At 68.9% G+C, this 21,167-nt stretch carries 19 protein-coding genes; 9 read left to right on the forward strand and 10 right to left on the reverse strand.

Annotated elements, in window-relative coordinates:
• Positions 1-63: 63 nt before the first annotated feature.
• Positions 64-675: a class I SAM-dependent DNA methyltransferase gene (locus ACXYX3_RS14970; RefSeq protein ID WP_458608067.1), complete on the forward strand. Its 612-nt coding sequence runs from the start codon at positions 64-66 to the stop codon at positions 673-675.
• On the opposite strand, the gene pafA is transcribed toward ACXYX3_RS14970, so the two are convergent.
• Positions 659-2,017 carry a Pup--protein ligase gene (pafA, locus tag ACXYX3_RS14975; protein ID WP_458608068.1) on the reverse strand — a complete coding sequence of 453 codons (1,359 nt, stop codon included), beginning with the start codon at positions 2,015-2,017 and terminating at the stop codon, positions 659-661. The genes ACXYX3_RS14970 and pafA overlap by 17 nt on opposite strands.
• Positions 2,018-2,119: 102 nt before the next feature.
• Here pafA and ACXYX3_RS14980 point away from each other — a divergent pair, with 102 nt between their 5' ends.
• From ACXYX3_RS14980 to ACXYX3_RS14990, 3 genes are read left to right on the forward strand one after another with little or no spacing between them, the layout of a single operon-like run.
• On the forward strand, positions 2,120-2,395 hold the full coding sequence (locus ACXYX3_RS14980) for a DUF7162 family protein (protein ID WP_458608069.1): 276 nt from the start codon (positions 2,120-2,122) through the stop codon (positions 2,393-2,395).
• Complete coding sequence (locus ACXYX3_RS14985; RefSeq protein ID WP_458608070.1) at positions 2,392-3,948, forward strand: alpha/beta hydrolase; 1,557 nt, start codon at positions 2,392-2,394, stop codon at positions 3,946-3,948. The genes ACXYX3_RS14980 and ACXYX3_RS14985 overlap by 4 nt, the downstream gene beginning before the upstream one ends.
• 44 nt (positions 3,949-3,992) lie before the next feature.
• Entirely contained in the window at positions 3,993-5,075 is a 1,083-nt protein-coding gene (locus ACXYX3_RS14990; RefSeq protein WP_458608071.1) for a spore photoproduct lyase family protein, read from the forward strand.
• Positions 5,076-5,079: 4 nt separating this feature from the next.
• On the opposite strand, the gene ACXYX3_RS14995 is transcribed toward ACXYX3_RS14990, so the two are convergent.
• The 8 genes from ACXYX3_RS14995 to dop all read right to left on the reverse strand — a co-directional run bounded on the left by ACXYX3_RS14995 (position 5,080) and on the right by dop (position 15,024).
• The gene (locus ACXYX3_RS14995) at positions 5,080-6,927 is read right to left on the reverse strand and encodes a putative nucleotidyltransferase substrate binding domain-containing protein (RefSeq protein ID WP_458608072.1); all 1,848 of its coding nucleotides are present in this window, start codon (positions 6,925-6,927) and stop codon (positions 5,080-5,082) included.
• Complete coding sequence (locus tag ACXYX3_RS15000) at positions 6,902-8,425, reverse strand: GMC family oxidoreductase (protein WP_458608073.1); 1,524 nt, start codon at positions 8,423-8,425, stop codon at positions 6,902-6,904. Before ACXYX3_RS15000 ends, ACXYX3_RS14995 begins: the two co-directional genes overlap by 26 nt.
• Positions 8,418-9,953, reverse strand: a complete 1,536-nt coding sequence (locus ACXYX3_RS15005) for an APC family permease (protein WP_458608074.1) — start codon at positions 9,951-9,953, stop codon at positions 8,418-8,420. The genes ACXYX3_RS15000 and ACXYX3_RS15005 overlap by 8 nt, the downstream gene beginning before the upstream one ends.
• 15 nt (positions 9,954-9,968) lie before the next feature.
• Entirely contained in the window at positions 9,969-11,468 is a 1,500-nt protein-coding gene (locus ACXYX3_RS15010; protein WP_458608075.1) for an aldehyde dehydrogenase family protein, read from the reverse strand.
• Between the two features lie 91 nt (positions 11,469-11,559).
• The gene (prcA, locus tag ACXYX3_RS15015) at positions 11,560-12,294 is read right to left on the reverse strand and encodes a proteasome subunit alpha (RefSeq protein WP_458608076.1); all 735 of its coding nucleotides are present in this window, start codon (positions 12,292-12,294) and stop codon (positions 11,560-11,562) included.
• Positions 12,291-13,217, reverse strand: coding sequence for a proteasome subunit beta (prcB, locus tag ACXYX3_RS15020; RefSeq protein ID WP_458608077.1), 927 nt, complete (start codon positions 13,215-13,217; stop codon positions 12,291-12,293). Before prcB ends, prcA begins: the two co-directional genes overlap by 4 nt.
• Positions 13,214-13,408 carry a ubiquitin-like protein Pup gene (locus ACXYX3_RS15025; protein ID WP_046365221.1) on the reverse strand — a complete coding sequence of 65 codons (195 nt, stop codon included), beginning with the start codon at positions 13,406-13,408 and terminating at the stop codon, positions 13,214-13,216. The genes prcB and ACXYX3_RS15025 overlap by 4 nt, the downstream gene beginning before the upstream one ends.
• Positions 13,409-13,515: 107 nt before the next feature.
• Positions 13,516-15,024, reverse strand: coding sequence for a depupylase/deamidase Dop (gene dop / locus ACXYX3_RS15030; RefSeq protein WP_458608078.1), 1,509 nt, complete (start codon positions 15,022-15,024; stop codon positions 13,516-13,518).
• Positions 15,025-15,119: 95 nt separating this feature from the next.
• On the opposite strand from dop, the gene ACXYX3_RS15035 reads away from it, so the two are divergent.
• From ACXYX3_RS15035 to ACXYX3_RS15045, 3 genes are read left to right on the forward strand one after another with little or no spacing between them, the layout of a single operon-like run.
• Entirely contained in the window at positions 15,120-16,298 is a 1,179-nt protein-coding gene (locus ACXYX3_RS15035; RefSeq protein ID WP_458608079.1) for a hypothetical protein, read from the forward strand.
• Positions 16,289-17,461, forward strand: a complete 1,173-nt coding sequence (locus ACXYX3_RS15040) for a hypothetical protein (RefSeq protein WP_458612098.1) — start codon at positions 16,289-16,291, stop codon at positions 17,459-17,461. Before ACXYX3_RS15035 ends, ACXYX3_RS15040 begins: the two co-directional genes overlap by 10 nt.
• Entirely contained in the window at positions 17,458-18,072 is a 615-nt protein-coding gene (locus ACXYX3_RS15045) for a hypothetical protein (protein WP_458608080.1), read from the forward strand. The genes ACXYX3_RS15040 and ACXYX3_RS15045 overlap by 4 nt, the downstream gene beginning before the upstream one ends.
• Here ACXYX3_RS15045 and arc read toward each other — a convergent pair.
• A complete protein-coding gene (gene arc, locus ACXYX3_RS15050; RefSeq protein ID WP_241206089.1) occupies positions 18,069-19,889 on the reverse strand; it encodes a proteasome ATPase in 1,821 nt (606 codons plus the stop codon). The two genes, ACXYX3_RS15045 and arc, sit on opposite strands and share 4 nt — an antisense overlap.
• A 147-nt stretch (positions 19,890-20,036) precedes the next feature.
• Between arc and ACXYX3_RS15055 the strand changes: the two genes are divergently transcribed.
• Both ACXYX3_RS15055 and lppK read left to right on the forward strand, forming a co-directional pair.
• Positions 20,037-20,525 (forward strand): MTB12 family secreted protein, encoded by a 489-nt coding sequence (locus tag ACXYX3_RS15055; RefSeq protein WP_458608081.1) that lies wholly within the window; start codon positions 20,037-20,039, stop codon positions 20,523-20,525.
• A gap of 51 nt (positions 20,526-20,576) precedes the next feature.
• Positions 20,577-21,167, forward strand: a complete 591-nt coding sequence (lppK, locus tag ACXYX3_RS15060) for a lipoprotein LppK (RefSeq protein WP_472853169.1) — start codon at positions 20,577-20,579, stop codon at positions 21,165-21,167.

The following is a 21,167-nucleotide window of genomic DNA, read 5'->3' on the forward strand; positions in this document are numbered from 1 at the left end:
GCTTAGGACGAATCGACGGTGGGCTCGGACGGCTGTCACGGCGCGCCATGGCAGCATGGGCCGATGAGCAGCCGCTGGCAGTCCTCCGACCGACCTCGCGGCGCCGACTACGACGCGCGGTGGGCGCAGCTGGCAGAGGCCGGTGAGAGCGTGCACGGCGAAGCGGACCTGGTGGAATCGCTGCTGCGCGCCTCGGGTGGCACCCGGGTCCTGGACGCCGGCTGCGGCACCGGGCGGGTCGCGATCGAGCTCGCCGGGCGTGGCTTCTCCGTCGTCGGTGTCGACGCCGATCCCGCGATGCTGGCGGTCGCGCGGGACAAGGCCCCCGATCTGCGGTGGGTGCAGGCCGATCTCGTCGACACCGCGACGGTGGTTGCCGGCGAGTTCGACGTAGCGGTGCTGGCGGGCAACGTGATGATCTTCCTCGACCAGGGCACCGAACCGACGGTCGTCTCGCAGCTCACGAGCCGGCTCACCTCCGGCGGCCTGCTCGTGGCGGGCTTCCAGCTGCTCGACGGCAGGCTCTCGCTGCAGCGGTACGACGACATCGCGGCGTCAGCGGGCCTGACGCTCCTGCACCGCTGGGCGACGTGGGAGCGGGCGCCGTTCGACGACGGCGACTACGCGGTCTCGGTGCACCAACTCACCGGGTCATCAACTACATCGACGCGATGAGCCGTTTGACCCGCTCGTCCACCGACCGGAACGGGTCCTTGCACAGCACCGTGCGCTGGGCCTGATCGTTGAGCTTGAGGTGCACCCAGTCGACCGTGAAGTCGCGACCGGCTTCCTGTGCGGCACTGATGAATTCGCCGCGCAGCTTGGCCCGGGTGGTCTGCGGCGGGGTGTTGACCGCGGCCTCGATCTCCTCGTCGGTGGTGATCCGAGTGGCCAGGCCCTTGCGCTGCAGCAGGTCGAAGACGCCGCGGCCCCGCTTGATGTCGTGGTAGGCGAGATCGAGCTGGCTGATCTTGGCGTCGGACAGATCCATGTTGTAGCGATCCTGGTAGCGCTGGAACAGCTTGCGCTTGATCACCCAGTCGATCTCGGTGTCGACCTTGGCGAAGTCCTGGCTCTCGACCGCGTCGAGCTGGCGCCCCCACAGATCGACGACCTGCTCGATCTGGGTGTTGGGTTCGCGGGTCTGCAGATACTCGACGGCGCGTGCGTAGTACTCGCGCTGGATGTCCAAGGCGCTGGCCTGCCTGCCCCCGGCCAGCCGCACGGGCCGGCGGCCGGTCAGGTCGTGGCTGACCTCGCGGATCGCCCGAATGGGGTTGTCCAGCGAGAAGTCCCGGAACGCGACGCCGGCCTCGATCATCTCCAGCACCAGCGACGCCGAGCCCACCTTGAGCATCGTGGTGGCCTCGCACATGTTGGAGTCGCCGACGATGACGTGCAGGCGCCGGTACTTCTCGGCGTCGGCGTGCGGCTCGTCGCGGGTGTTGATGATCGGGCGCGAGCGGGTGGTGGCGCTCGAGACGCCCTCCCAGATGTGCTCGGCGCGCTGCGACAGGCAGAACGTCGCCGCCTTGGGCGTCTGCAGCACCTTGCCGGCGCCGCAGATCAGCTGGCGGGTGACGAGGAACGGCAGCAGCACGTCGGAGATCCGCGAGAACTCGCCGGCACGGACGATCAGATAATTTTCGTGGCAGCCGTAGGAGTTGCCCGCCGAGTCGGTGTTGTTCTTGAACAGGTAGATGTCCCCGCCGATGCCCTCGTCGGCCAGGCGTTGCTCGGCGTCGATGAGCAGATCCTCGAGCACCCGCTCGCCGGCGCGGTCGTGGGTGACGAGCTGGGTGAGGTTGTCACATTCGGCGGTCGCGTATTCGGGATGGCTGCCCACGTCCAGATACAGGCGTGCGCCATTGCGGAGGAAGACGTTGCTGCTGCGGCCCCACGACACCACCCGCCGGAACAGGTAGCGGGCGACCTCGTCCGGGCTGAGCCGGCGATGCCCGTGAAAGGTGCAGGTCACGCCGAATTCGGTCTCGATGCCCATGATCCGTCGCTGCACCTCATCGAGACTACAAGCTGGTCGCCGCATGCGTGGGCGCCCACGCCCAAGACGCCTGTGGATAACCCCCGGTGCGGCGGCGTTCGGATGCCAGCATGAGCCATGGGGGAAATCACGCGGGTCGATGTCGAGCGCCTGATCCAGCTGGCCGATCGCATCGCCGGGATCGCCGACGACATCGAGGAGCTCCGGTGCCCCGTCCTCGATGCCGCCGCCCTGCCCGGTTCGGCCGTCGCCGCCGTGACGGCCACCCCGGCGCTCGCCGACGAGTTCGACGACATGGTCGCCGGGCTGCGGGGGTGGGCGCTGGCCGCGCGCCGGTCGGCCGAGGCATTCGAGCGGGCAGACCGGGACGCCGCCGACCGGGTGGGCGGGTGACGCCGCTGACGGTGCCGCAGGCGCAGACGTGGCGGCCCGAGGCGCTGGCCGACCTCGCCCAGCGCTGGGATGCGACCGCGCGTCGCCTCGACGACGCCGCCGATGACGTCGCAGCACTGACCGAGGCAGGCCGCGAGTACTGGACGGGCCGCTCGGCCGACGCTGCCGCGGACCGCGCGCGCGAGCTCGCCGCGAGGGCCGCCGCCCGGTCGCGGGCGATGATCGCGGCGTCGGTGGCTGCCGGCGATGGCGGCAGCCAGATCGCCACGGTCAGAGGCGATCTGCTCGACATCGTGGACACGGCCCGACGCGACGGCTTCGTCGTCGCCGACGACGGATCGGTGACCCACACCGGCGTCGCCGACCCGACACTGGTCCTGCTGGCCGGCGGCAACGCTGCAGCGGCCGCCGAGATGCTCGAGGTGCGCGCGGCCCATCTGCAGGCGGAGATCATCGCGGGCCTTCGGCGGCTGGGCACCGCCGACGAGGACGCCGCCGCCGACATCACGGCGGCGATGAAGCCCGAGGCCGCGGGCGGCCCGGCGGCGAACGTGCCCGTCGGCGCGGTGAATGAGTGGCCGCGGATGGGGCAGGACGCGATCGCGGCGCAGATCGCGGCGATGACCGCCGAGCAGCGCGACCGACTGGCCGCCGAGTTCCCCCGCGAGGTGGGCAACACCGACGGCGTGCCCTGGTCGCTGCGGATCGCCGCGAACCGGGTCAACATCGCCGAGGCGATCCTCGCCGAATCGGGCGACGACGACGGTTCCCGGCGCCGGCTCACCCTCTACCGGGATCTGCTCGCCGAGGTCGACGATCCGAACCATGCCGGTGATCGCATCCGGCGACAGATCATCGGCTTCGACCCCGCCCGCGCGTCGCTGATCGAACTGCACGGCGACCTGACCTCGGCGCGCAGCGTCGCCGTGCTGGTGCCCGGGGTCAACACCACGATCGAGGGCTCGGCGGCCAACACCGCGACGGCCCGCCGATTCGTGACGGGCTCAGGTGGGGAGGCCGCCGTGATCACCTACCTCGGTGGCCCGTTCCCCCAGGTGCACAACCCGCTGGCCGTGCTGCTCGACGCGGCCGACCCGGACAAGGCGCTGGCCATGGCACCGCGCCTGGTCGCGTTCACCGAGGACGTCGACCGATCGGTCGCCCCCGGTGTGCCCGTGACGGTCATCGGACATTCCTACGGCGGCTCGATCGTCGGCACGGCCGAGACGATGGGCATGACGTCGGACCGCACCCTGTTCCTGGCCGCGGCCGGCGCCGGGGTCGGGGTCGACGACCCGTCCGATTGGCACAACCGCAACCCCGACGTCGTGCGGTTCTCGATGACAGCACCGGGCGACTTCATCGAGGCGGTGCAGGGCATTCCGGGCGGTCCGCACGGCGCGGACCCCGACGAGATGCCCGGGGTGATCCCGCTGGCCGCCGGCCGGTACGACGACGGCAGCCCGGTGGCGGGCTTCGGCGCCCACAGCGGCATGCTGAACCGGCCCTCGGATGCATGGCGCACCATCCTCGCGGTCATCACCGGAGACTGAGCTGGAGGAATCAGGACAAGATCACTCCTGTTGCACCACGGGCGATGACGATCACCCATCCCCCGGTCTTGTGGACTCCGCAGCGTGTCCTGGTCACGAGATCAGCAGCAGAACTGCCCCACGGCGCCGAGATCATCAGCCGGTGCGAGGCCGCCGGTGTGGCCACCATCGAACTGCTCGCCGGCGATCGGCTGCCTTCGCTGCGCGGCGACGACGACCGGTCCACCTACTCATCGGCCAAACAGACGTTGGCGGTCGTCGTGGCACCGCCGTCGAAACGCCTCATGCAGCCGATCCCACCCAGTGCGGACTGGCGCATGGACCTGGCGCAAGGGTGTCCCGGGCACTGCCAGTACTGCTATCTCGCCGGCTCCCTGAGCGGACCGCCGATCACGCGGGTGTACGCCAACCTGCCCGACATCCTGGCCGGTATGGACGAGCACGTGGGCCGCGGCACCGTCACGTCGGTCTCGGCGCGCGCCGAGGAAGGAACCACGTTCGAGGCGTCCTGCTACACCGATCCCCTGGCGCTCGAACACCTGACCGGCTCGCTGTCGGCGGCCATCAGCCACGTCGGCACCCATGACTGGGCCGCACCGGTGGGCCTGCGCTTCACCACCAAGTACGACAACGTCGCCCCGCTGCTCGATCTGCCCCACCGGGGGCGCACCAGGGTGCGGGTGTCGGTCAACGCCCAGGAGGTCGCGGGCCGCTTCGAGGGCGGGACGGCAAGGCTCCCACGGCGGGTGGCGGCGCTGGCCCAGCTCGCCACCGCGGGCTATCCGGTGGGCCTCACGATCGCGCCGATCATGCCGATCCCGGACTGGCGCAACTCCTACGGGGCGCTGATGCGGTCGGTGGCGGACGCGACCGCCGAGATCGCCGATCTGGATCTGACCGTCGAGTGCATCACCCACCGGTTCACCGCGGCCAGCAAGGACGTGCTGACGTCGTGGTATCCCCGCACCAAGCTGGAGATGGACGAATCCGTGCGCACCCGCAAGTACGGCAAGTTCGGCGCGGCCAAGTACGTCTACCCGAAAGAGACCATGGCAGAACTGCATTCATGGTTCGACAGCGAGCTCGCCACGACCTTGCCGTCTGCGCGCGCGCTCTACTGGACCTGACCCGCTACCGGCCCGACAACCCGACGGTGCCGACACGGCGTCGCACGGCGGCGATCTCGCGCAGGCCGTCACCGAGTTGACTGCGATCCAGCGGCGATAGTTCCGAGGACGCGACGATGTCTCCGGGCGCGTGGCCGGCGCTGATCTGTTGGACCTGATGTGCCATTCGCATGCGCTGCAGCATCGTGAACACCTCGGTCAGCGTGCCGGCGTCCCGGTCGGTCAGCGCGCCGGCCTGCGCGGCCGCGGCGAGCCGGGTGGGCGTCGCCGCCGACGTCACCCCCGCCACCAGACCGCCCCAGCGTGCAAGGTTCACGATCGGGGTCACCGCGTGGTTCTTGAGGTCGAACGTGCCTCCGCGCCGCGACAACACGTCGCGCAGCGAGCGGGTACGCATCCGGCCAGACAGCGCGTCGAGCAACTGCAGGCGCAACGCCTCCGGGTACTGCTCGCGGATGCGGTGGTAGGCCGACGGCACCGTGTGCAACCCCGGATCACCCCAGACGACGCGGCCGTCGATCAGCAGCGAGGAGAACATCAACCCCCGCCCCTGCAGCGGTTCGGTCAGCCAGCCCTGCGCGGCGGTGCGCCACTCCGATTCGGAGCGTGAGAATTTCGGCTTGTCGCCGGTGGCGCCGTTGCGATCGGTCGGCAGACCTGCCTGCGCGAGCAGCTCGTGGACGTCGGCGGCGATCTGCCGGAACCGGCCGGCGTCCGCCCCGAGGCCGTCGCGCCACGACACCGCGCTGTCGACGTCCGAGGACGGCATCGCTTCGCGGCGCGCGACACTACCCAGCGTGAGCCAGGCGAAGCCGTCCGGCGGCGGATCGTCCGCGTGCGCCACAACGATTTCCACGGCGCGACGCACGAGGCTGTCCACGACGACCGACAGGATCGCGCTCGTGGCCACCGCCTTGGTGCCGTTGCGGAACAGATCGACAGCGGTACCGGTGACCTGCCGGCCCACCTCGCGCAGCGTGGCGGCGTCGTCGGCCTGCGCGATCGAGCGGCGAAGCAGGAAACTCTGGCGCGCCGACGCCGCCAGCAGGTCGGCGTCTTCGAGGACGCCGAGCACCTCCCCTCGCGGCGTCAGCACAGGCATGTGCCGGAGCCCGCACTCCAGCATCTCCATCAGTACGCTGTCGGCCGTCAGATCCGCGGTGACGGTGCGCGCAGGTGCGCTCATCACCGACGCGATGGGCACGTCGACGGACCGGCCCGCCGCCACCACCCGGGTCCGCAGATCGCGGTCGGTGAAAATCCCCAGACCCCCGTCAGGCAACCGGATCAGCGCGTAGGACACGTGGTGCTCGGTCATCTCGGTCACCACATCGCGCACCGTCTCGTCCGGTGCGACCAGCAGGACCTCGCCGTGGACCAACTCCGACACCGGCCGGGCGTCGGTGGCCGGCGCGATGGTCGCCCGCTCGGCAGCGCGGTTCCATCCCGACGCGGCGAGAAATGCCAGCCCGGTCGGCTTGGCGAACTGCTGCTGCACCAGGGTGCCGGGCAGCCTGATCAACGTGCTGGGTGTGGACGTCCTCGCCTGGAAGTCCATTCCGGCACCGCTGAGCAGAGGCAGGTAGCCGAAGATGCCGCCCGGTCCGACGACATCGATCAACGCGCCGTCCCCACTGCCACGCAGCGTGACGAGCCCGTCGCGCACCATCCACACGGCGTCGGGTACGCGGGAGGCGTAGTCGGCCACGACGACGTCGGCCGGAAACGCCTCGATCGCAGCGCCCTGCGCCAGCGCTCTCAGCTCGTCGTCGGTCGCCGCCTGGAACGGGGTGTGCTCGGCCAGGAACCGGGGCAGCCCCGCGTGCTCAGCCGGCTCGGATGAGGTCGGCACACTTCTCCGCCATCGTCATCACCGTGATGTTCGGGTTCACCGCAGGCAGTTTCGGCATCGCCGACGCGTCCACCACGCGCAGGCCCGTGACGCCCTTGACTCTCAGCGCAGGGTCGAGCACCGCCATCGGATCCGACGCCGCACCCATCCGCGCGGTCGCGGCCGGGTGGTAGACGGTGTTGTGGCACTGATGGATGTAGTCGAGCAGCTCGTCGTCGGTCGTCGCGTCGGGCCCGGGCGCGAGCTCTCGCGCCACCCAGGGCGCCAGCGGCGACTGTTCGGCGATCCGGCGGGCCAGCTTCACCCCGGCGAGCATGATCCGGTCGTCGTAGCCGTCCGGATCGGTGAAGTAGCGAGGGTCGACGCGGGGACGGTCGCGGAAATCGCGGGTGCTCAGTCGGACCGTGCCCCGCGAGTGGCCCTGAGTCACGTTGGGCGTCAAGCAGAACCCGTTGTCGGTGGTCGGGTAGCCGCGGCGCAGCGTGTTCATGTCGAACGGCACGCTGCCGTAGTGCATCATCAGGTCGGGTTGGCGCACGCCCTCGTCGATCGTGGTGAACAGCCCGATCTCCCACCACTGCGTCGAGGTGGTCACCATCGGCTGGGCGGCCTCCCAGAACACCAGGCCCTCGACGTGGTCGTCGAGGTTGGCGCCCACTCCCGGCGAGTCGACGCGGACGTCGATGCCGATCTCGCGCAGATGCGCCGTCGGCCCGATCCCGGAGAGCATCAACAACTTCGGGGTGTCGATGGCGCCGGCGGTGACGATCACCTCACGGCGGGCCGCGACGGTGTCGTAGCCGGTCAGATCCGGCCGCTGGTAGCGCACCCCGGTCGCCCGTAGCGCGTCGTCGAACAAGATCTCCGACACCCAGGTGTCGGTCCGGACCTCCAGGTTCGTGCGCGTGCCCAGAATGGGGTGCAGGAACGCGTGCGAGGTGGAGTTCCGGATGCCGTCATCACCGGCGTTGATCTGGAACCAGCCGGCGCCGTTGCGCACCGTCTCGCCCCGGTTGAACGACACCGTGGGCAGCCCGACCATCGCCGCGGCCTCGAGAACCGCTGCGCCGCAGGGATCGTCGGGTGGAACGTCGCGCAGCGTCACCGTCTGGGTGAGCCGGTCGACCAGTGGGAGCACCTCGGCCGCGCTCCAGCCCGTCGCCCCCAGCGCGGCCCACTCGTCGAGCGCCTCGGCCGGCGGATGGAAGGCGATGCACGAGTTGTGCGAGGAACACCCGCCGAGCACCCTGGCGCGGGCGTGCCGCATGAAGGAGTTGCCCCGCTCCTGGGGTTCGACCGGGTAGTCCCAGTCGTACCCGGAGTCCAGCAGGTGCATCCACTCCGAGAGCACCAGGATCTTGTCGTCGCCGACGTCCGACGGTCCCGCCTCGATCAGACACACGGTGACAGCGGGGTCCTCGGACAACCGGGCGGCGAGCACACAGCCCGCGGTGCCACCCCCGGCGATGACATAGTCGAACACGCCCGTCTCAGCCATCGGCGCGCGCCTCCGCCACGCTCTCGGCGGCGTGGGACTTCAGCGTGCCGATGTGGTTGCGCCCCTTGAGCGCGTACCACAACAGACCCGAGCCGACGATCACACCGATGTAGACGAACGCACCCCAGGTGTTGTACCAGGGGTCGCCGTACACGGCCACGCGTGGCCACGCCAGGTTGAGTGCCATGCTCGCCCCCCACAGGACCGCGAAGATGTTCACGGGCAGGCCCCACTTGCCCATCGTGAAGTAGCCGCCCTCTTTCAGATCGGCAGGCGGCCACTGCCCCTGGAAGCGCTTCTTCAGCATCGGGGCGGTGACCATCAGGTACGCCAGGTAGATCATGATGATCGCGATCGAGGTCAGCACGGTGAAGATCTTGGGCTGACTGATGTTGATCGCCAGGATGATCGCGGCGATGACGCCGATCGTCACGGCCGGCACGATCGGGGTCTGCGTCTTCGGGTTCACCGTGGCCAGCTTCTCCCCGAACGGCAACGCGTTGTCCCGCGCCATCGCGAACGACAGCCGGATCGCCGCGGTGTGCACGGCCAGGGTGCACACCGTCACCGCCACCACGATGCAGACGAGGAACACCTTGCCCAGCGGGCCCCACATCACCTGCTCGACGATGTACTGCAGGCCGCCGCTGCTCTCGCCGATCTGGGGGTCGTTCAGGTCCGGGGCGGACATCACCGCGAACACCAGGATGCCGCCGCCGATCACGAATGAGGCGAGGATCGCGCGGAAGATGGCCTTGGGCGCGGTCTTTCGCGGTTCCACGGTCTCCTCTCCCAGTGAGCTCGCGGTGTCGAAGCCGTACATCACGTAGAGCGAGGCCAGCGACGCGATGAAGAAGGCGCCGAGGTAGCCGAAGCTCTCCCCCGCGCCGTAACCGTTGGTGGAGAAGAAGACGTCGGGCCCGCGCTTGACGTTGATCGCGAGGATGATCACGATCAGCACGGCCGCGATCAGCTCGATGAACACCCCGGCGCTGTTGATCATCGACATCAGCCTGACGCCGAGTGCATTGACAAGCGTGGTGAACACGATGAGCACGGTGCCGAGAACGACGGCGTTGGTGGCGAAGTCGTAGGTGCCGGTGCCGTCGCCGATGATCTGGAATCCGCTCCACAGCCGCGGCAGGTTCAGTTGATACGCGAGCACCACTGCGGAGATCGTGACGATGGATGCGGTCAGCATCAGCCATCCCGACGTCCAGCCGACCAGCCGGCTTCCGAGCTTTTTGCTCCAGTTGTAGACCGAGCCCGCGACGGGGTACTTCGCCGCCAGCTCCATGAAGCACAGCGCGACGGCCATCTGGCCGACGAACACCATCGGCCAGGACCACAGGTACGCGGGCCCGCCCGTACCGAACCCGAAGTAGAACAGCTGGAACGTCCCGGTCAGGATCGAGATGTAGCTGACACCCGCCGCGAAGCTGGCGAACTTCCCGATGCTGCGGTCCAGGGACTCCTTGTAGCCGAAGTCCTCCATGCCGCTGTCGGGGTGAGGCTGTTTGATCACCATGAGAGTGCCCTTCTGCTAGCGGACGGGGTTCGTGAACCAGCCCGCGGGGGCGGGCGCCGTGTTGTGCCAGATGTGTTTGAGCTCTTGGTATTCGGCCAGCCCGGTGGGTCCGAGTTCGCGTCCGTTACCGGAGGCTCCGAACCCGCCCCACTCCGCGCCGGCGGTGTAGTAGCCGAAGTCGTTGAGCCACACGGTGCCGTGCCGCAGCGCGCGTACCACGCGTTCGCCCCGAGCCGAATCCGACGTGCGGACACCGGCGGCCAGCCCGTACCGCGTGTCGTTGCCCAGCGCGATCGCCTCGTCCTCGCCTGTGAAGCGCTCCACGGTCAGGATCGGCCCGAACGTCTCCTCGGCGACGATGCGCATGGACCGGTCGCAGCGGTCGAAGATCGTCGGCAGATAGAAGAACCCGTTCGCCAGGGCGGGGTCGGTGGGCCGCGACCCGCCGCACACCAGCTTCGCTCCTTCTGAGATTCCCAGCGCCACATAGCTTTCGACCTTGGCGCGATGCTGTTCGGAGACCAGGGGCCCGGTCTCACTGGCGGGGTCGAGCCCGTTGCCGACGCGAATCGTGGCCGCTCGTTCGGCTAGCGCGGCGACGAAGTCGTCGGCGATGGACTCCTCGAGGATCACCCGGGTGCCCGCCGAACACACCTGTCCGGAGTGCAGGAACACCCCGGTGAGGACGTGGTCGACGGCGGCGTCCCAGTCCCCGCTGTCGCGGACGTCGGCGAACACGATGTGGGGGTTCTTACCGCCGAGTTCGAGGGCCACCTTGGTGACGTGCGCGGCGGCGGTCGCGGCGATGGTGCGCCCGGTCGACAGGCCGCCGGTGAACGAGATGAAGTCGACGTCCGGATTGTCGGTGAGTGCGGCGCCCAACGTTGCACCGCTACCCTGAACCAGGTTCACCACACCCGGCGGCACGCCCGCCTCGTCGAGCAGATGGACGAACGCGATGGTGCTCAACGGGGTGACTTCGCTGGGTTTGGCGACCATGGTGCAGCCGGCCGCCAACGCCGGAGCCACCTTCCACGACATCTGCAGCAGCGGATAGTTCCACGGCGCGATGAGCACGCACACGCCGATCGGTTCGGCGACCACCCGACTGATCACCGTCGGGTCCCCGACGTCGACGAGCGTACCGGTCTCGACACCGATCAACCGCGCGTAATACCGGAACACCGAGGTGACGTCGTCGATGTCGATGCGACTCTCCGCCAACGTCTTTCCGGTGTCACGTGTCTCCAGCAGCGCGAGGTCTTCTTTGTCGCGCTGCAACAGTTCCGCGACCCGGTGCAGCAGCTCGGACCGCTCGGATGCCGGAGTGGCACGCCAGGATCCGTCGTCGAAAGTGGCGCGGGCCGCCGCAACGGCGGCCACCGCGTCGTCAGGGGTGGCTTCGTCGACCACCGCGGCGACACTGCCGTCGGCGGGGTCGACGATGTCGCGGGTGCCGCCGTCGGAGGCGTGCCGCCATGCACCACCGATACAGAGGTCGGGTTGACCGTCCATGCCGCTGCGGCCTCCTCGCCTGGTGTCTCGACGTCGCCAGCGGGGACACTACCCAGTCAGGACACCATGCGCGCGGAGAACGGGAAGGAGGTCAGCCTCCGGTGCTGTCGGCAGCCGCCGTATCCGTGGCGGGCAGAAGCGCCTCGAGCGCGGCGCCGGTGATGCGGCGGAACGCCCGCCGCGGTCGGTTGGCGTCGAGCACGGCGACCTCGAGGGTGCTCGGGCCCAGTGTGCGCGGCTCGCTGCCGTTGCCGCCGGCGCCCAGCGCGGTCACCGCGATGGACACGGCCTCGCCCAGGCTCAGGTTCTCCTGGTACGACTCGGTCAGCGCTGTCGAGATCGGCTCGGTCGTCCCGCCCATCACCACGAAATGCGGCTCGTCGGCGATCGATCCGTCATAGGTGATCCGATACAGCTCCGGCGGTTTGGTCTCGCCGTAGTGGGCCACCTCGGCCACGCACAGCTCCACCTCGTACGGTTTGGCCTGCTCGGTGAAGATGGTCCCGAGAGTCTGGGCGTAGACGTTGGCCAGCTGGCGGCCGGTGACGTCGCGCCGCGAGTAGGCATAGCCCTGGGTGTCGGCGAAGCGGATACCGCCACTGCGCAGATTGTTGAACTCGTTGAAACGGCCCACGGCGGCGAAGCCGACGCGGTCGTAGAGTTCGCTGACCTTCTGCAGTGAGCGCGACGGATTCTCCGCGACGAACAGCACGCCGTCGGCGTAGGCCAGCGCGATCACACTGCGGCCCCGGGCGATGCCTTTGCGGGCGAGCTCGGAACGCTCGCGCATCGCCTGCTCGGGCGAGATGAAATACGGGAAGCTCACAGCTCGTCACCCCGGACAGGTTCAGCGTCGGGCCCGAAAGTGTCTGCCCGCGAACGGTTGTCGATGATCTCCCGGGCCACCCCGGCGATCTGCTGCTCGGTCACCTCGACCGCGCCGTCTGCCGTGATGACGACTGCGGTCGGGAAGATGCCCCGTACCAGATCGGGGCCACCGGTGGCCGAATCGTCGTCGGCGGCGTCGTAGAGCGCCTCGATCGCCACGCGCAGCGCCGAGTCGGCGTCGCGCACCTGGGAGTAGAGCTTCTTCATCGACGACTTGGCGAAGATCGACCCCGAGCCGACGGACTGGTAGCCCTCCTCTTCGAGGTTGTGGCCGCCCGCGGCGTCGAAGGACACGATGCGCCCGGCCGCCTCGGGGTTCGGATCGTCGAGGTCGTAGCCGGCCAGCAGCGGCAGCGCGATGAAGCCCTGCAACGCGGCCCCCAGATTGCCACGCACCATGGTGGCCAGCCGGTTCACTTTGCCCGGGAACGTCAGCGCGACACCTTCGAGCTTCTCGTAGTGTTCGAGCTCGACGGCGTAGAGGCGGGCGAACTCGACGGCGATGGCCGCGGTGCCCGCGATGCCGGTGACGGTGTAGTCGTCGGTGATGTACACCTTCTGCACGTCACGGCTGGCGATCATGTTGCCCTGGGTGGCGCGACGGTCTCCGGCCATCACCACACCGCCGGGGAACTTCAACGCCACGATCGTGGTGCCGTGCGGCACCACGTCGGTCGGCAGGGCGGCCGGCACCTGACCACCCGAGCCACCCGCGCCCGGGAGCAGATGCGGCGCCTGGTGACGCAGGAAGTCGGAGAACGACGACGGGTTCACGCCACCGTGCGACAGGCCTGCGGGCAAGGCGTCAAAGGCTCCTGGTACGGGGTGGGCAGAGGTCTGATCGCGATGCGGCCAGGTCACTGTCCACCCTTCTGCACATATGCACGCACGAAGTCTTCTGCGTTCTCTTCCAGGACGTCGTCGATCTCGTCGAGCAGATCGTCGGTCTCCTCGGTCAGCTTCTCGCGGCGCTCCTGGCCGGCAGCCGTGCTGCCGGTGAGGTCGTCGTCCTCGCCGCCTCCGCCGCCGCGCTTGGTCTGCTCCTGCGCCATCGCTGCCTCCTGCGTCTCTGTTCGGACAGTGCCGCCACCCTGGGATGTCGGTGTCCGCCGTTCCCCCACACTACCGGTCAGCCGCCATATTGCCGGGGATAGCCCGGTCAGGTGGTGAGTTGTTCGACCAGCTCGACCGCGCTGTCCACCGAGTCCAGAAGCGCACCGACATGGGATTTGCTGCCCCGCAGCGGTTCGAGTGTCGGGATGCGCACAAGCGAGTCGCCGCCGAGATCGAAGATCACCGAATCCCAGCTGGCCGCGGCGATATCGGCGCCGAACCGGCGCAGGCACTCTCCGCGGAAGTACGCCCGGGTGTCGGTGGGCGGGTTGTCCACGGCGTCGAGCACCTGCTGCTCGGTGACCAACCGCTGCATCGAGCCGCGCGCCACGAGCCGGTTGTACAGGCCCTTGTCCAGCCGCACATCCGAGTACTGCAGATCGACCAGGTGCAGGCGCGGAGCGTTCCAGCTCAGGTTCTCCCGGCTGCGGAAGCCCTCGAGCAGACGCAGCTTCGCCGGCCAGTCGAGCAGGTCGGCGCACTCCATCGGGTCGCGCTCGAGCAGGTCCAGCACATGGGCCCACGTCTCGAGGACGTGGTTGGCCCGCGGGTCGGGGTCCTTGCTGTCCACCAGCTTCGCCACCCGGTCGAGGTAGATCCGCTGCAGCGCAAGGCCGGTGAGTTCACGGCCGTCGACCAGCGCCACCGTCGCGCGCAGCGACGGATCCCGGGACAGCACGTGCACGGCGTGCACCGGCCGGGCCAGCGCGAGGTCGCTGAGGTCGATGCCGACGTGCGCCCCCTCCTCGATGACGTCGAGCACCAGAGAGGTGGCGCCGACCTTGAGGTAGGTGGACGTCTCGGCCAGGTTCGCGTCGCCGATGATGACGTGCAGACGACGGTATTTGTCGGCGTCGGCGTGCGGCTCGTCGCGGGTGTTGATGATGCCGCGTTTGAGCGTCGTCTCGAGGCCCACCTCGACCTCGATGTAATCCGAGCGCTGAGACAGCTGAAAGCCCGGCTCGTCGCCCGACGGACCGATACCGACCCGGCCGCTGCCGGTGACCACCTGACGGGACACCAGGAACGGGGTCAGACCGGCGATGACGGCCGAGAACGGCGTCTGCCGCGACATCAGGTAGTTCTCGTGCGTGCCGTACGACGCGCCCTTGCCGTCCACGTTGTTCTTGTAGAGCTGCAGTTTCGCCGCCCCGGGCACGCTCGCGACGTGCCGAGCCGCGGCTTCCATGACCCGCTCGCCGGCCTTGTCCCAGATGACGGCGTCCATCGGGTCGGTGACCTCGGGAGCGGAGTACTCGGGATGGGCGTGGTCGACGTACAGCCGGGCGCCGTTGGTCAGGATCATGTTCGCCGCGCCGACCTCGTCGGCGTCGACGATGGGGGGCGGCCCCGACGAGCGGCTCAGATCGAAACCCCGGGCATCGCGCAGCGGCGATTCCACCTCGTAATCCCAGCGCGTGCGCTTGGCTCGTTGCAGACCGGCGGCCGCGGCATAGGCGAGCACCGCCTGGGTGGACGTCAAGATCGGATTCGCGGTCGGATCGGACGGCGAGGAGATGCCGTACTCGACCTCCGTTCCGATGATCCGTTGCATGCCGTCCAGCCTAGAGGTGCCCGCCGACCGCCCCGCAGCTGCCCGGTCCGCAAATCCGTCGGTGAGCTGGGCGGCGTGGTGAGATGAGAGCGATCATGATCACCCGTTCCGGCGCCGCCGACCTGCGCTCGGCCGCAGAAGAGTGGTTCCTGCGCCGAGGCCTGCCCGCCGTGCTGCGGCCGGGCACGCTGGTTCGTGGGGTGTGGTCCCGGTCGGCCCCCGCACTGGCCGCGTTCGCGGTGAGCATGGCGTTCTCGATCGTGATCGTCGCGGTGACCGGAAAGCACACGATCGACATCGACGGCACCCCCACCCGCACGGAATGGTTCGTCCTGGTGATCGTGGTGTTGGTGGCGCCGACGGCGGTCACCGTGGGCCGCATGGTGTCGCGGATCGCCCACCGCCGGCGGCGGGAAACGGTCTCGGCGGCCGCTGTCGGGGTGGCGGGCCTGTCCGCTGTCTTCGGCGGCCCGAGTGCGCGAATCGTCGTCGACATCGTGGCCGAAGGCGTGGTGATCGCGGTGATCCTGCTGGCCACCGCGACGGGACTGGGGTCGGTGCTGGGCTGGGCCGCGAGCGTGACGCTGCGCAACCTCGCATCGGTGGGCAGCCTGCTGCTGCGGGCGCTGCCGGTGATGTTGTTGACCGTGCTGGTGTTCTTCAACGGCCCGGTGTGGACGATGGCCTCGACGGTGAGCCGGCCCAGATTGTGGCTGGCCCTGCTGTTCCTGTTCGCCATTGCGGCGTCGTTTCTGGTGTCCAGCACCCTCGGCCTGGTCCGCCCCATCCTGACTCCGGAGGCCAAGCGGCCCGAGCATGCCCAGATGCTCGTCGGCACCCCGTTCGAGGCGATGCCCGATCGACCCCGGCGGGTTCCGTTGTCGCGGCCGGAACGGGTGAATGTCGTGTTCGTGCTCGCCCTGTCGCAGATCATCCAGGTGCTGACGGTGGCCGTGGTGACCGGCGCGCTGTTCGGCGTTCTCGGCCTGATCCTCATCAGCCCCGAGCTGCTGGACGCCCTGACCGGCGGCAGTCCGCGCGACGGGCAACTGCTCGGCATGACCCTGCCGATCCCCGCGGCTCTGATCCAACTCACGATGTTCCTGACCGCCCTGACGTTCATGTACCTGTCCGCGCGCGCGGTCACCGACAAGGAGTACCGCCGGCAGTTCGTCGACCCGTCGATCGAGGATCTGTTGCTCACGCTGGTCGCCCGCGATCGCTACCGCACGGCGACGGTGGCGGGCACGTCGGCGCAGGACGGATCCCGGTGAGCGGATCGGCGGTCGAGGCACGCACGATCCACGAGTGGTTCCTGCACCGCGGACTGCCGCTGGTGCTCACCCGGCGGGTTCGGTCCCGGGCGCTGATCGCCCGCGCCGCGCCGGCGGTGGCGGGGGTCGGCGCGCTGACAGCGACAGTCCTGTTGCTGGCCGAATGGACCGGCGGGAACCCCGACGTCGCGGTCTTGCTGCGGCTGGCCGTCATCGCCGTCGTGTTGGCGGCGACGCCGTTCGCGCTGGAGGTCCTGCACCAGCGGTCCACCACCGCGGCGCGGATGGGCCGCCGGACCACCGCCCTGGCGGTGATGGGTGTCGCCGTCCTCGTGATGCCGGTCATGGTGTCCGGCTGGTCGGCCGCGGCGCTGGCAGAGGTGCCGGCTTTCGTGGCGGTGACGCTGCTGACCATATGGCTGACCTACATCGGCCTGGGCTCGATCACGCTGTGGGCCTTCCGGTTCGCGTGGGAGCAGGTGGGGGCTCTCGGCACGTTGATGAGCCGGGCGCTGCCGCTGCTGATGCTCACCGTGGTGGTCTACTTCACCGGCGAACTGTGGCAGCTGTCGGCCCGCATGACCCGCGAAAGGCTCTGGCAGACCATCGGTTTCCTCGCTGCGGTGGCTCTGGTGTTCATGGTGACCACGATCCGTGACGAGGTCGGCGCGCTGCGTCAGGACAGGACCCGGCAGTCCGATCCCGCGGCGCTGCTCGCCGACACCCCACTGGCCGGTCTTCCCGCCGGCGCGGCGACACCGCTGTCGCGGGCCGAGCAGGTCAACGTCGTCGCGGTCATGGTGATCGCTCAGGCGATCCAGGTGGTGCTGTTCACCACCGGCCTGTTCGTGTTCTTCGTCGCCCTGGGCTTCGTCGCCGTCCCCTCCGACGTGCTCGTGCTGTGGTCGGGCGAACAGAGTTGTCCCGTCGGCGTACCGCCCTGCGACGGAACGTGGTTCGGCATCCACGTGCCCGTACCGCAGACCGTGGTGCACATGTCGCTGTTCGTCGCCGTGCTCTCCGGCCTGTACTTCACCGTCAGCACCAGCGTCGACCCGCTCTACCGTCAGCGCTTCTTCGAACCACTGATCTCCGACGTCGCGGTCAGCCTGGCCGGCCGCGACACCTACCTGGCGATGCAACGAGAGGAGTCGAACCCGTGACGAACACCGGATTGCGGGGCAAGCGCTATGGCGAGGTGCTGCTGGTCAGTGCCGGACCGGACGGTCCGCAGGCGACCGTCTACAACACCTACCCACTCAACGACTGTCCCCCCGAGCTGTGGAACACGCTCGACGCCGCAGCGATCGCCACCGAGCACGGGGCGCTCGCCGCTCTGCTCAACGGGCCGCGCTACTGGTTGATGGACGCCATCGAGAAGGACATGGGTCCGGATCGCGAGATCGTCACCTTCGGCGGTCTCGACATGTATCGCCAGGCCACCGTCACGCTGTCGTCGATGAATCCGGCGCCCTACGTGCCCAATACGGTCGCGCGTCACGCTGTGTTCGTCTTCGACGCCGGCGCACCGGTGTTCGAGCTCACCGACGCCGACGGCAGGACATGGGTGATGCAGACGTGGAGTCAGATCGTCGACCCGGCGCTGAGCTTCGACGACCTGCCCGCACTGGCGGAGCGACTGACACTTCCCGAAGGCTGGACCTTCCGCACCCGCACACCGGAGACCGAGCTGCGCGTCGACACCAGCAGTCAGGCCGCCCAGGTGCTCCAGGACGACCTGACCAACAGCTACTCGCTGGTGTCGCGCGGTTAGAGGTACTGCCCGAGGTTGCTCTCGGTGTCGATGGCCCGGCTGGCACTCGACGACTTCCCGGTGACCAGCGTGCGGATGTAGACGATCCGCTCGCCCTTCTTGCCCGAGATACGGGCCCAGTCATCGGGATTCGTCGTGTTCGGCAGATCCTCGTTCTCGGCGAATTCGTCGACGATCGAGTCCAGCAGGTGCTGAATGCGCAGACCCGGCTGGCCGGTCTCCAGCACGGACTTGATCGCGTTCTTCTTCGCCCGGTCCACCACGTTCTGGATCATCGCCCCGGAGTTGAAGTCCTTGAAGTACATGACTTCCTTGTCGCCGTTGGCGTAGGTGACCTCGAGGAACCGGTTGTCGTCGATCTCGGCGTACATCCGCTCGACGACCTTCTCGATCATCGCCTTGATGGTCAGCCTGCGGTCGCCGGTGAACTCGGCGAGGTCGTCGGCGTGGATCGGCAGGTCCTCGGTGAGGTACTTGCTGAAGATGTCCTGCGCCGCCTCGGCATCGGGCCGCTCGATCTTGATCTTGACGTCCAGGCGGCCGGGCCGCAGGATCGCCGGGTCGATCATGTCCTCGCGGTTGGAGGCACCGATCACGATGACGTTCTCCAAGCCCTCGACACCGTCGATCTCGCTGAGCAGCTGCGGCACCACAGTGGTTTCCACATCGGAGCTCACACCGGTACCGCGGGTGCGGAAGATCGAATCCATCTCGTCGAAGAACACGATCACCGGCGTCCCCTCGGACGCTTTCTCGCGTGCCCGCTGGAAGATCAACCGGATGTGCCGCTCGGTCTCGCCGACGAACTTGTTGAGCAGCTCGGGGCCCTTGATGTTGAGGAAGTACGACTTCGCCTCGCGCGAGTCCTCACCGCGCAGCTCGGCCATCTTCTTGGCCAGCGAGTTGGCCACCGCCTTGGCGATCAGCGTCTTACCGCACCCGGGCGGCCCGTAGAGCAGCACACCCTTGGGCGGCCGCAACGCGTATTCGCGGTACAGGTCCTTGTGCAGGAACGGCAGCTCGACCGCGTCGCGGATCTGCTCGATCTGCCGGGTGAGACCGCCGATGTCGCCGTAGCTGACGTCCGGCACCTCCTCGAGCACGAGGTCTTCGACCTCGGCCTTGGGGATGCGCTCGAAGGCGTATCCCGCCTTGGTGTCGACCAGCAGCGAGTCCCCCGGCCGGAGCTTGCGCGGCTGATCGTCGCCGAGGCTCGGATCCTCGACCTCGGGCAGGTGCTCGGCGGCGACGAGCGGCTCGGCCAGCCACACGATGCGCTCTTCGTCGGCATGGCCGACGACGAGGGCGCGGTGACCGTCGGACAGGATCTCGCGCAGGGTGCTGATCTCACCCACGGACTCGTAGTGCCCGGCCTCGACCACGGTGAGCGCCTCGTTCAGGCGAACCGTCTGCCCCTTCTTGAGCACCTTGGTGTCGATGTTCGGCGAGCACGTCAGGCGCATCTTGCGGCCGGAGGTGAACACGTCGACGGTGTCGTCGTCCTGGACCCCCAGCAGAACGCCGTAGCCGCTGGGCGGCTGACCGAGCCGGTCGACCTCCTCGCGCAGCGCCAGCAACTGCTGGCGGGCCTCTTTGAGCGTGTCCATCAGTTTGGCGTTGCGGGCCGCCAGAGAATCGATGCGAGCCTCCAGCTGGTGGACGTCGCGTGCGGCACGCGCGCCGCTCTGCGCGCCCACCGCGCCGTCCAGTTGTTCACGCAGGATCGCCGCTTCCCGACGGAGCTGCTCCAACTCGGCAGCGTCCTCGGCGGACAGCCTTCTCTCGGGGGATGTTCCGGAACGCTCGGACTCACTCATACTGAGCTCCTTCCCCACACCGGGAGTTGGTGCGGTAACAACTTCAACGCTACCGGCGATTCAGCCATTGTGTGTGCTCTAGGAATTCGACACACCAGCAACACTGTTAGCCTCTTTACATCAGTTTGTCCGAACGGAAGGACCGTCGTGACCCTCAAATCCCTCTTTACCAGCGTGACCGCTGGGACCGCAGCAGCCGCACTCGCGGGCGCGGCGGCCGTGGGTGTGACCTCGATTGCAGTCGGCGCCGGTGTGGCGGCCGCCGATCCGATCGTGGTCAATGCGCCGCAGGCGCCGGCGCCCGAACTCGCCGGTCCGCTGCAGCAGACCGTCAACGTCCTCGGCTCGGGTGGGTCGTTCGCCGGCAAGCAGGCCTACGTGCAGGACCTGGGCCGCATCGGTGGAATCGGCGTCTCCGCGAAGTACAACAGCGCGGTGCAGAAGGGCTACCTGCCGCTGACCGCGACCGTCGCCGACGTCGACGTCGACGGCAACGTCGCGACGGCCAACGTCACCGCGACGCTGCCGACCGGTGAGAGCCGGACGATGCCGCTGAGCTTCGTGCAGGGCCCCAGCCCGACCGGCTGGCAGCTCTCGCAGTCGTCGCTGTTCACCCTCGCCGGAATGCTCGGCTGATCGAGGCCCGAATCTCGAGCCGACGGTGATCCTTACCGATCGATGACGCCGGTGCGTCTCCCTCTTCACCGCGGCGCCGCCACGATTGTGGCGGCGTTCGCGTTGGGTGGGTGCGCGCCGGCGCCGTCGCCTCCGGCGGCGACGACCGTCGAGACGTCGCCCACCCCGTCGGCGGGCATCCCGGCTCCCGCGCCGCCCGCACCGGGCGGGCCACCGCTGCCGCAGCCCTCTGCACTGACCGACGTCCTGGCCCGGTTGTCCGATCCCGCCGTGCCGGGTGAGCAGAAGATCTCGCTGATCGAAAACGGCACCCCGAGCGAGGCCGCCGGCCTGGATCGGTTTGCGGCCGCGCTGCGCGACAACGGCGCGCTGCCGCTGGCGTTCGAGGCGCGTGACCTCGGCTGGACCCAGAACGGTTCCGGCGATGTCGTCGCGACCGTGACGATCACACTGGCCAACCCGCCGGGCTCGCAGTTCACCTATCCCATGCAGTTCGCGCCCCAGGCAGGCTCGTGGCAGCTGACCCGCCAGACCGCCGACCAGCTCCTGGCACTCGATGCACCCGCGACGACCGCTGCTCCCCCGCCGCCACCACCACCGTCTCCCGCGCCACCACCGGCACCGCCGTCGCCGCCGCGGTGA

Source organism: Mycobacterium sp. Panama NTM2 (assembly GCF_054355555.1).

Bases quoted from the DNA above. Each gene is read 5' to 3' on its own strand.
- ACXYX3_RS14970 (WP_458608067.1), top strand. From the start codon at position 64: ATGAGCAGCCGCTGGCAGTCCTCCGACCGACCTCGCGGCGCCGACTAC.
- ACXYX3_RS14980 (WP_458608069.1), top strand. From the start codon at position 2,120: ATGGGGGAAATCACGCGGGTCGATGTCGAGCGCCTGATCCAGCTGGCC.
- ACXYX3_RS14990 (WP_458608071.1), top strand. From the start codon at position 3,993: ATGACGATCACCCATCCCCCGGTCTTGTGGACTCCGCAGCGTGTCCTG.
- ACXYX3_RS15000 (WP_458608073.1), bottom strand. From the start codon at position 8,425: ATGGCTGAGACGGGCGTGTTCGACTATGTCATCGCCGGGGGTGGCACC.
- ACXYX3_RS15005 (WP_458608074.1), bottom strand. From the start codon at position 9,953: ATGGTGATCAAACAGCCTCACCCCGACAGCGGCATGGAGGACTTCGGC.
- ACXYX3_RS15010 (WP_458608075.1), bottom strand. From the start codon at position 11,468: ATGGACGGTCAACCCGACCTCTGTATCGGTGGTGCATGGCGGCACGCC.
- ACXYX3_RS15025 (WP_046365221.1), bottom strand. From the start codon at position 13,408: ATGGCGCAGGAGCAGACCAAGCGCGGCGGCGGAGGCGGCGAGGACGAC.
- dop (WP_458608078.1), bottom strand. From the start codon at position 15,024: ATGCAACGGATCATCGGAACGGAGGTCGAGTACGGCATCTCCTCGCCG.
- ACXYX3_RS15035 (WP_458608079.1), top strand. From the start codon at position 15,120: ATGATCACCCGTTCCGGCGCCGCCGACCTGCGCTCGGCCGCAGAAGAG.
- arc (WP_241206089.1), bottom strand. From the start codon at position 19,889: ATGAGTGAGTCCGAGCGTTCCGGAACATCCCCCGAGAGAAGGCTGTCC.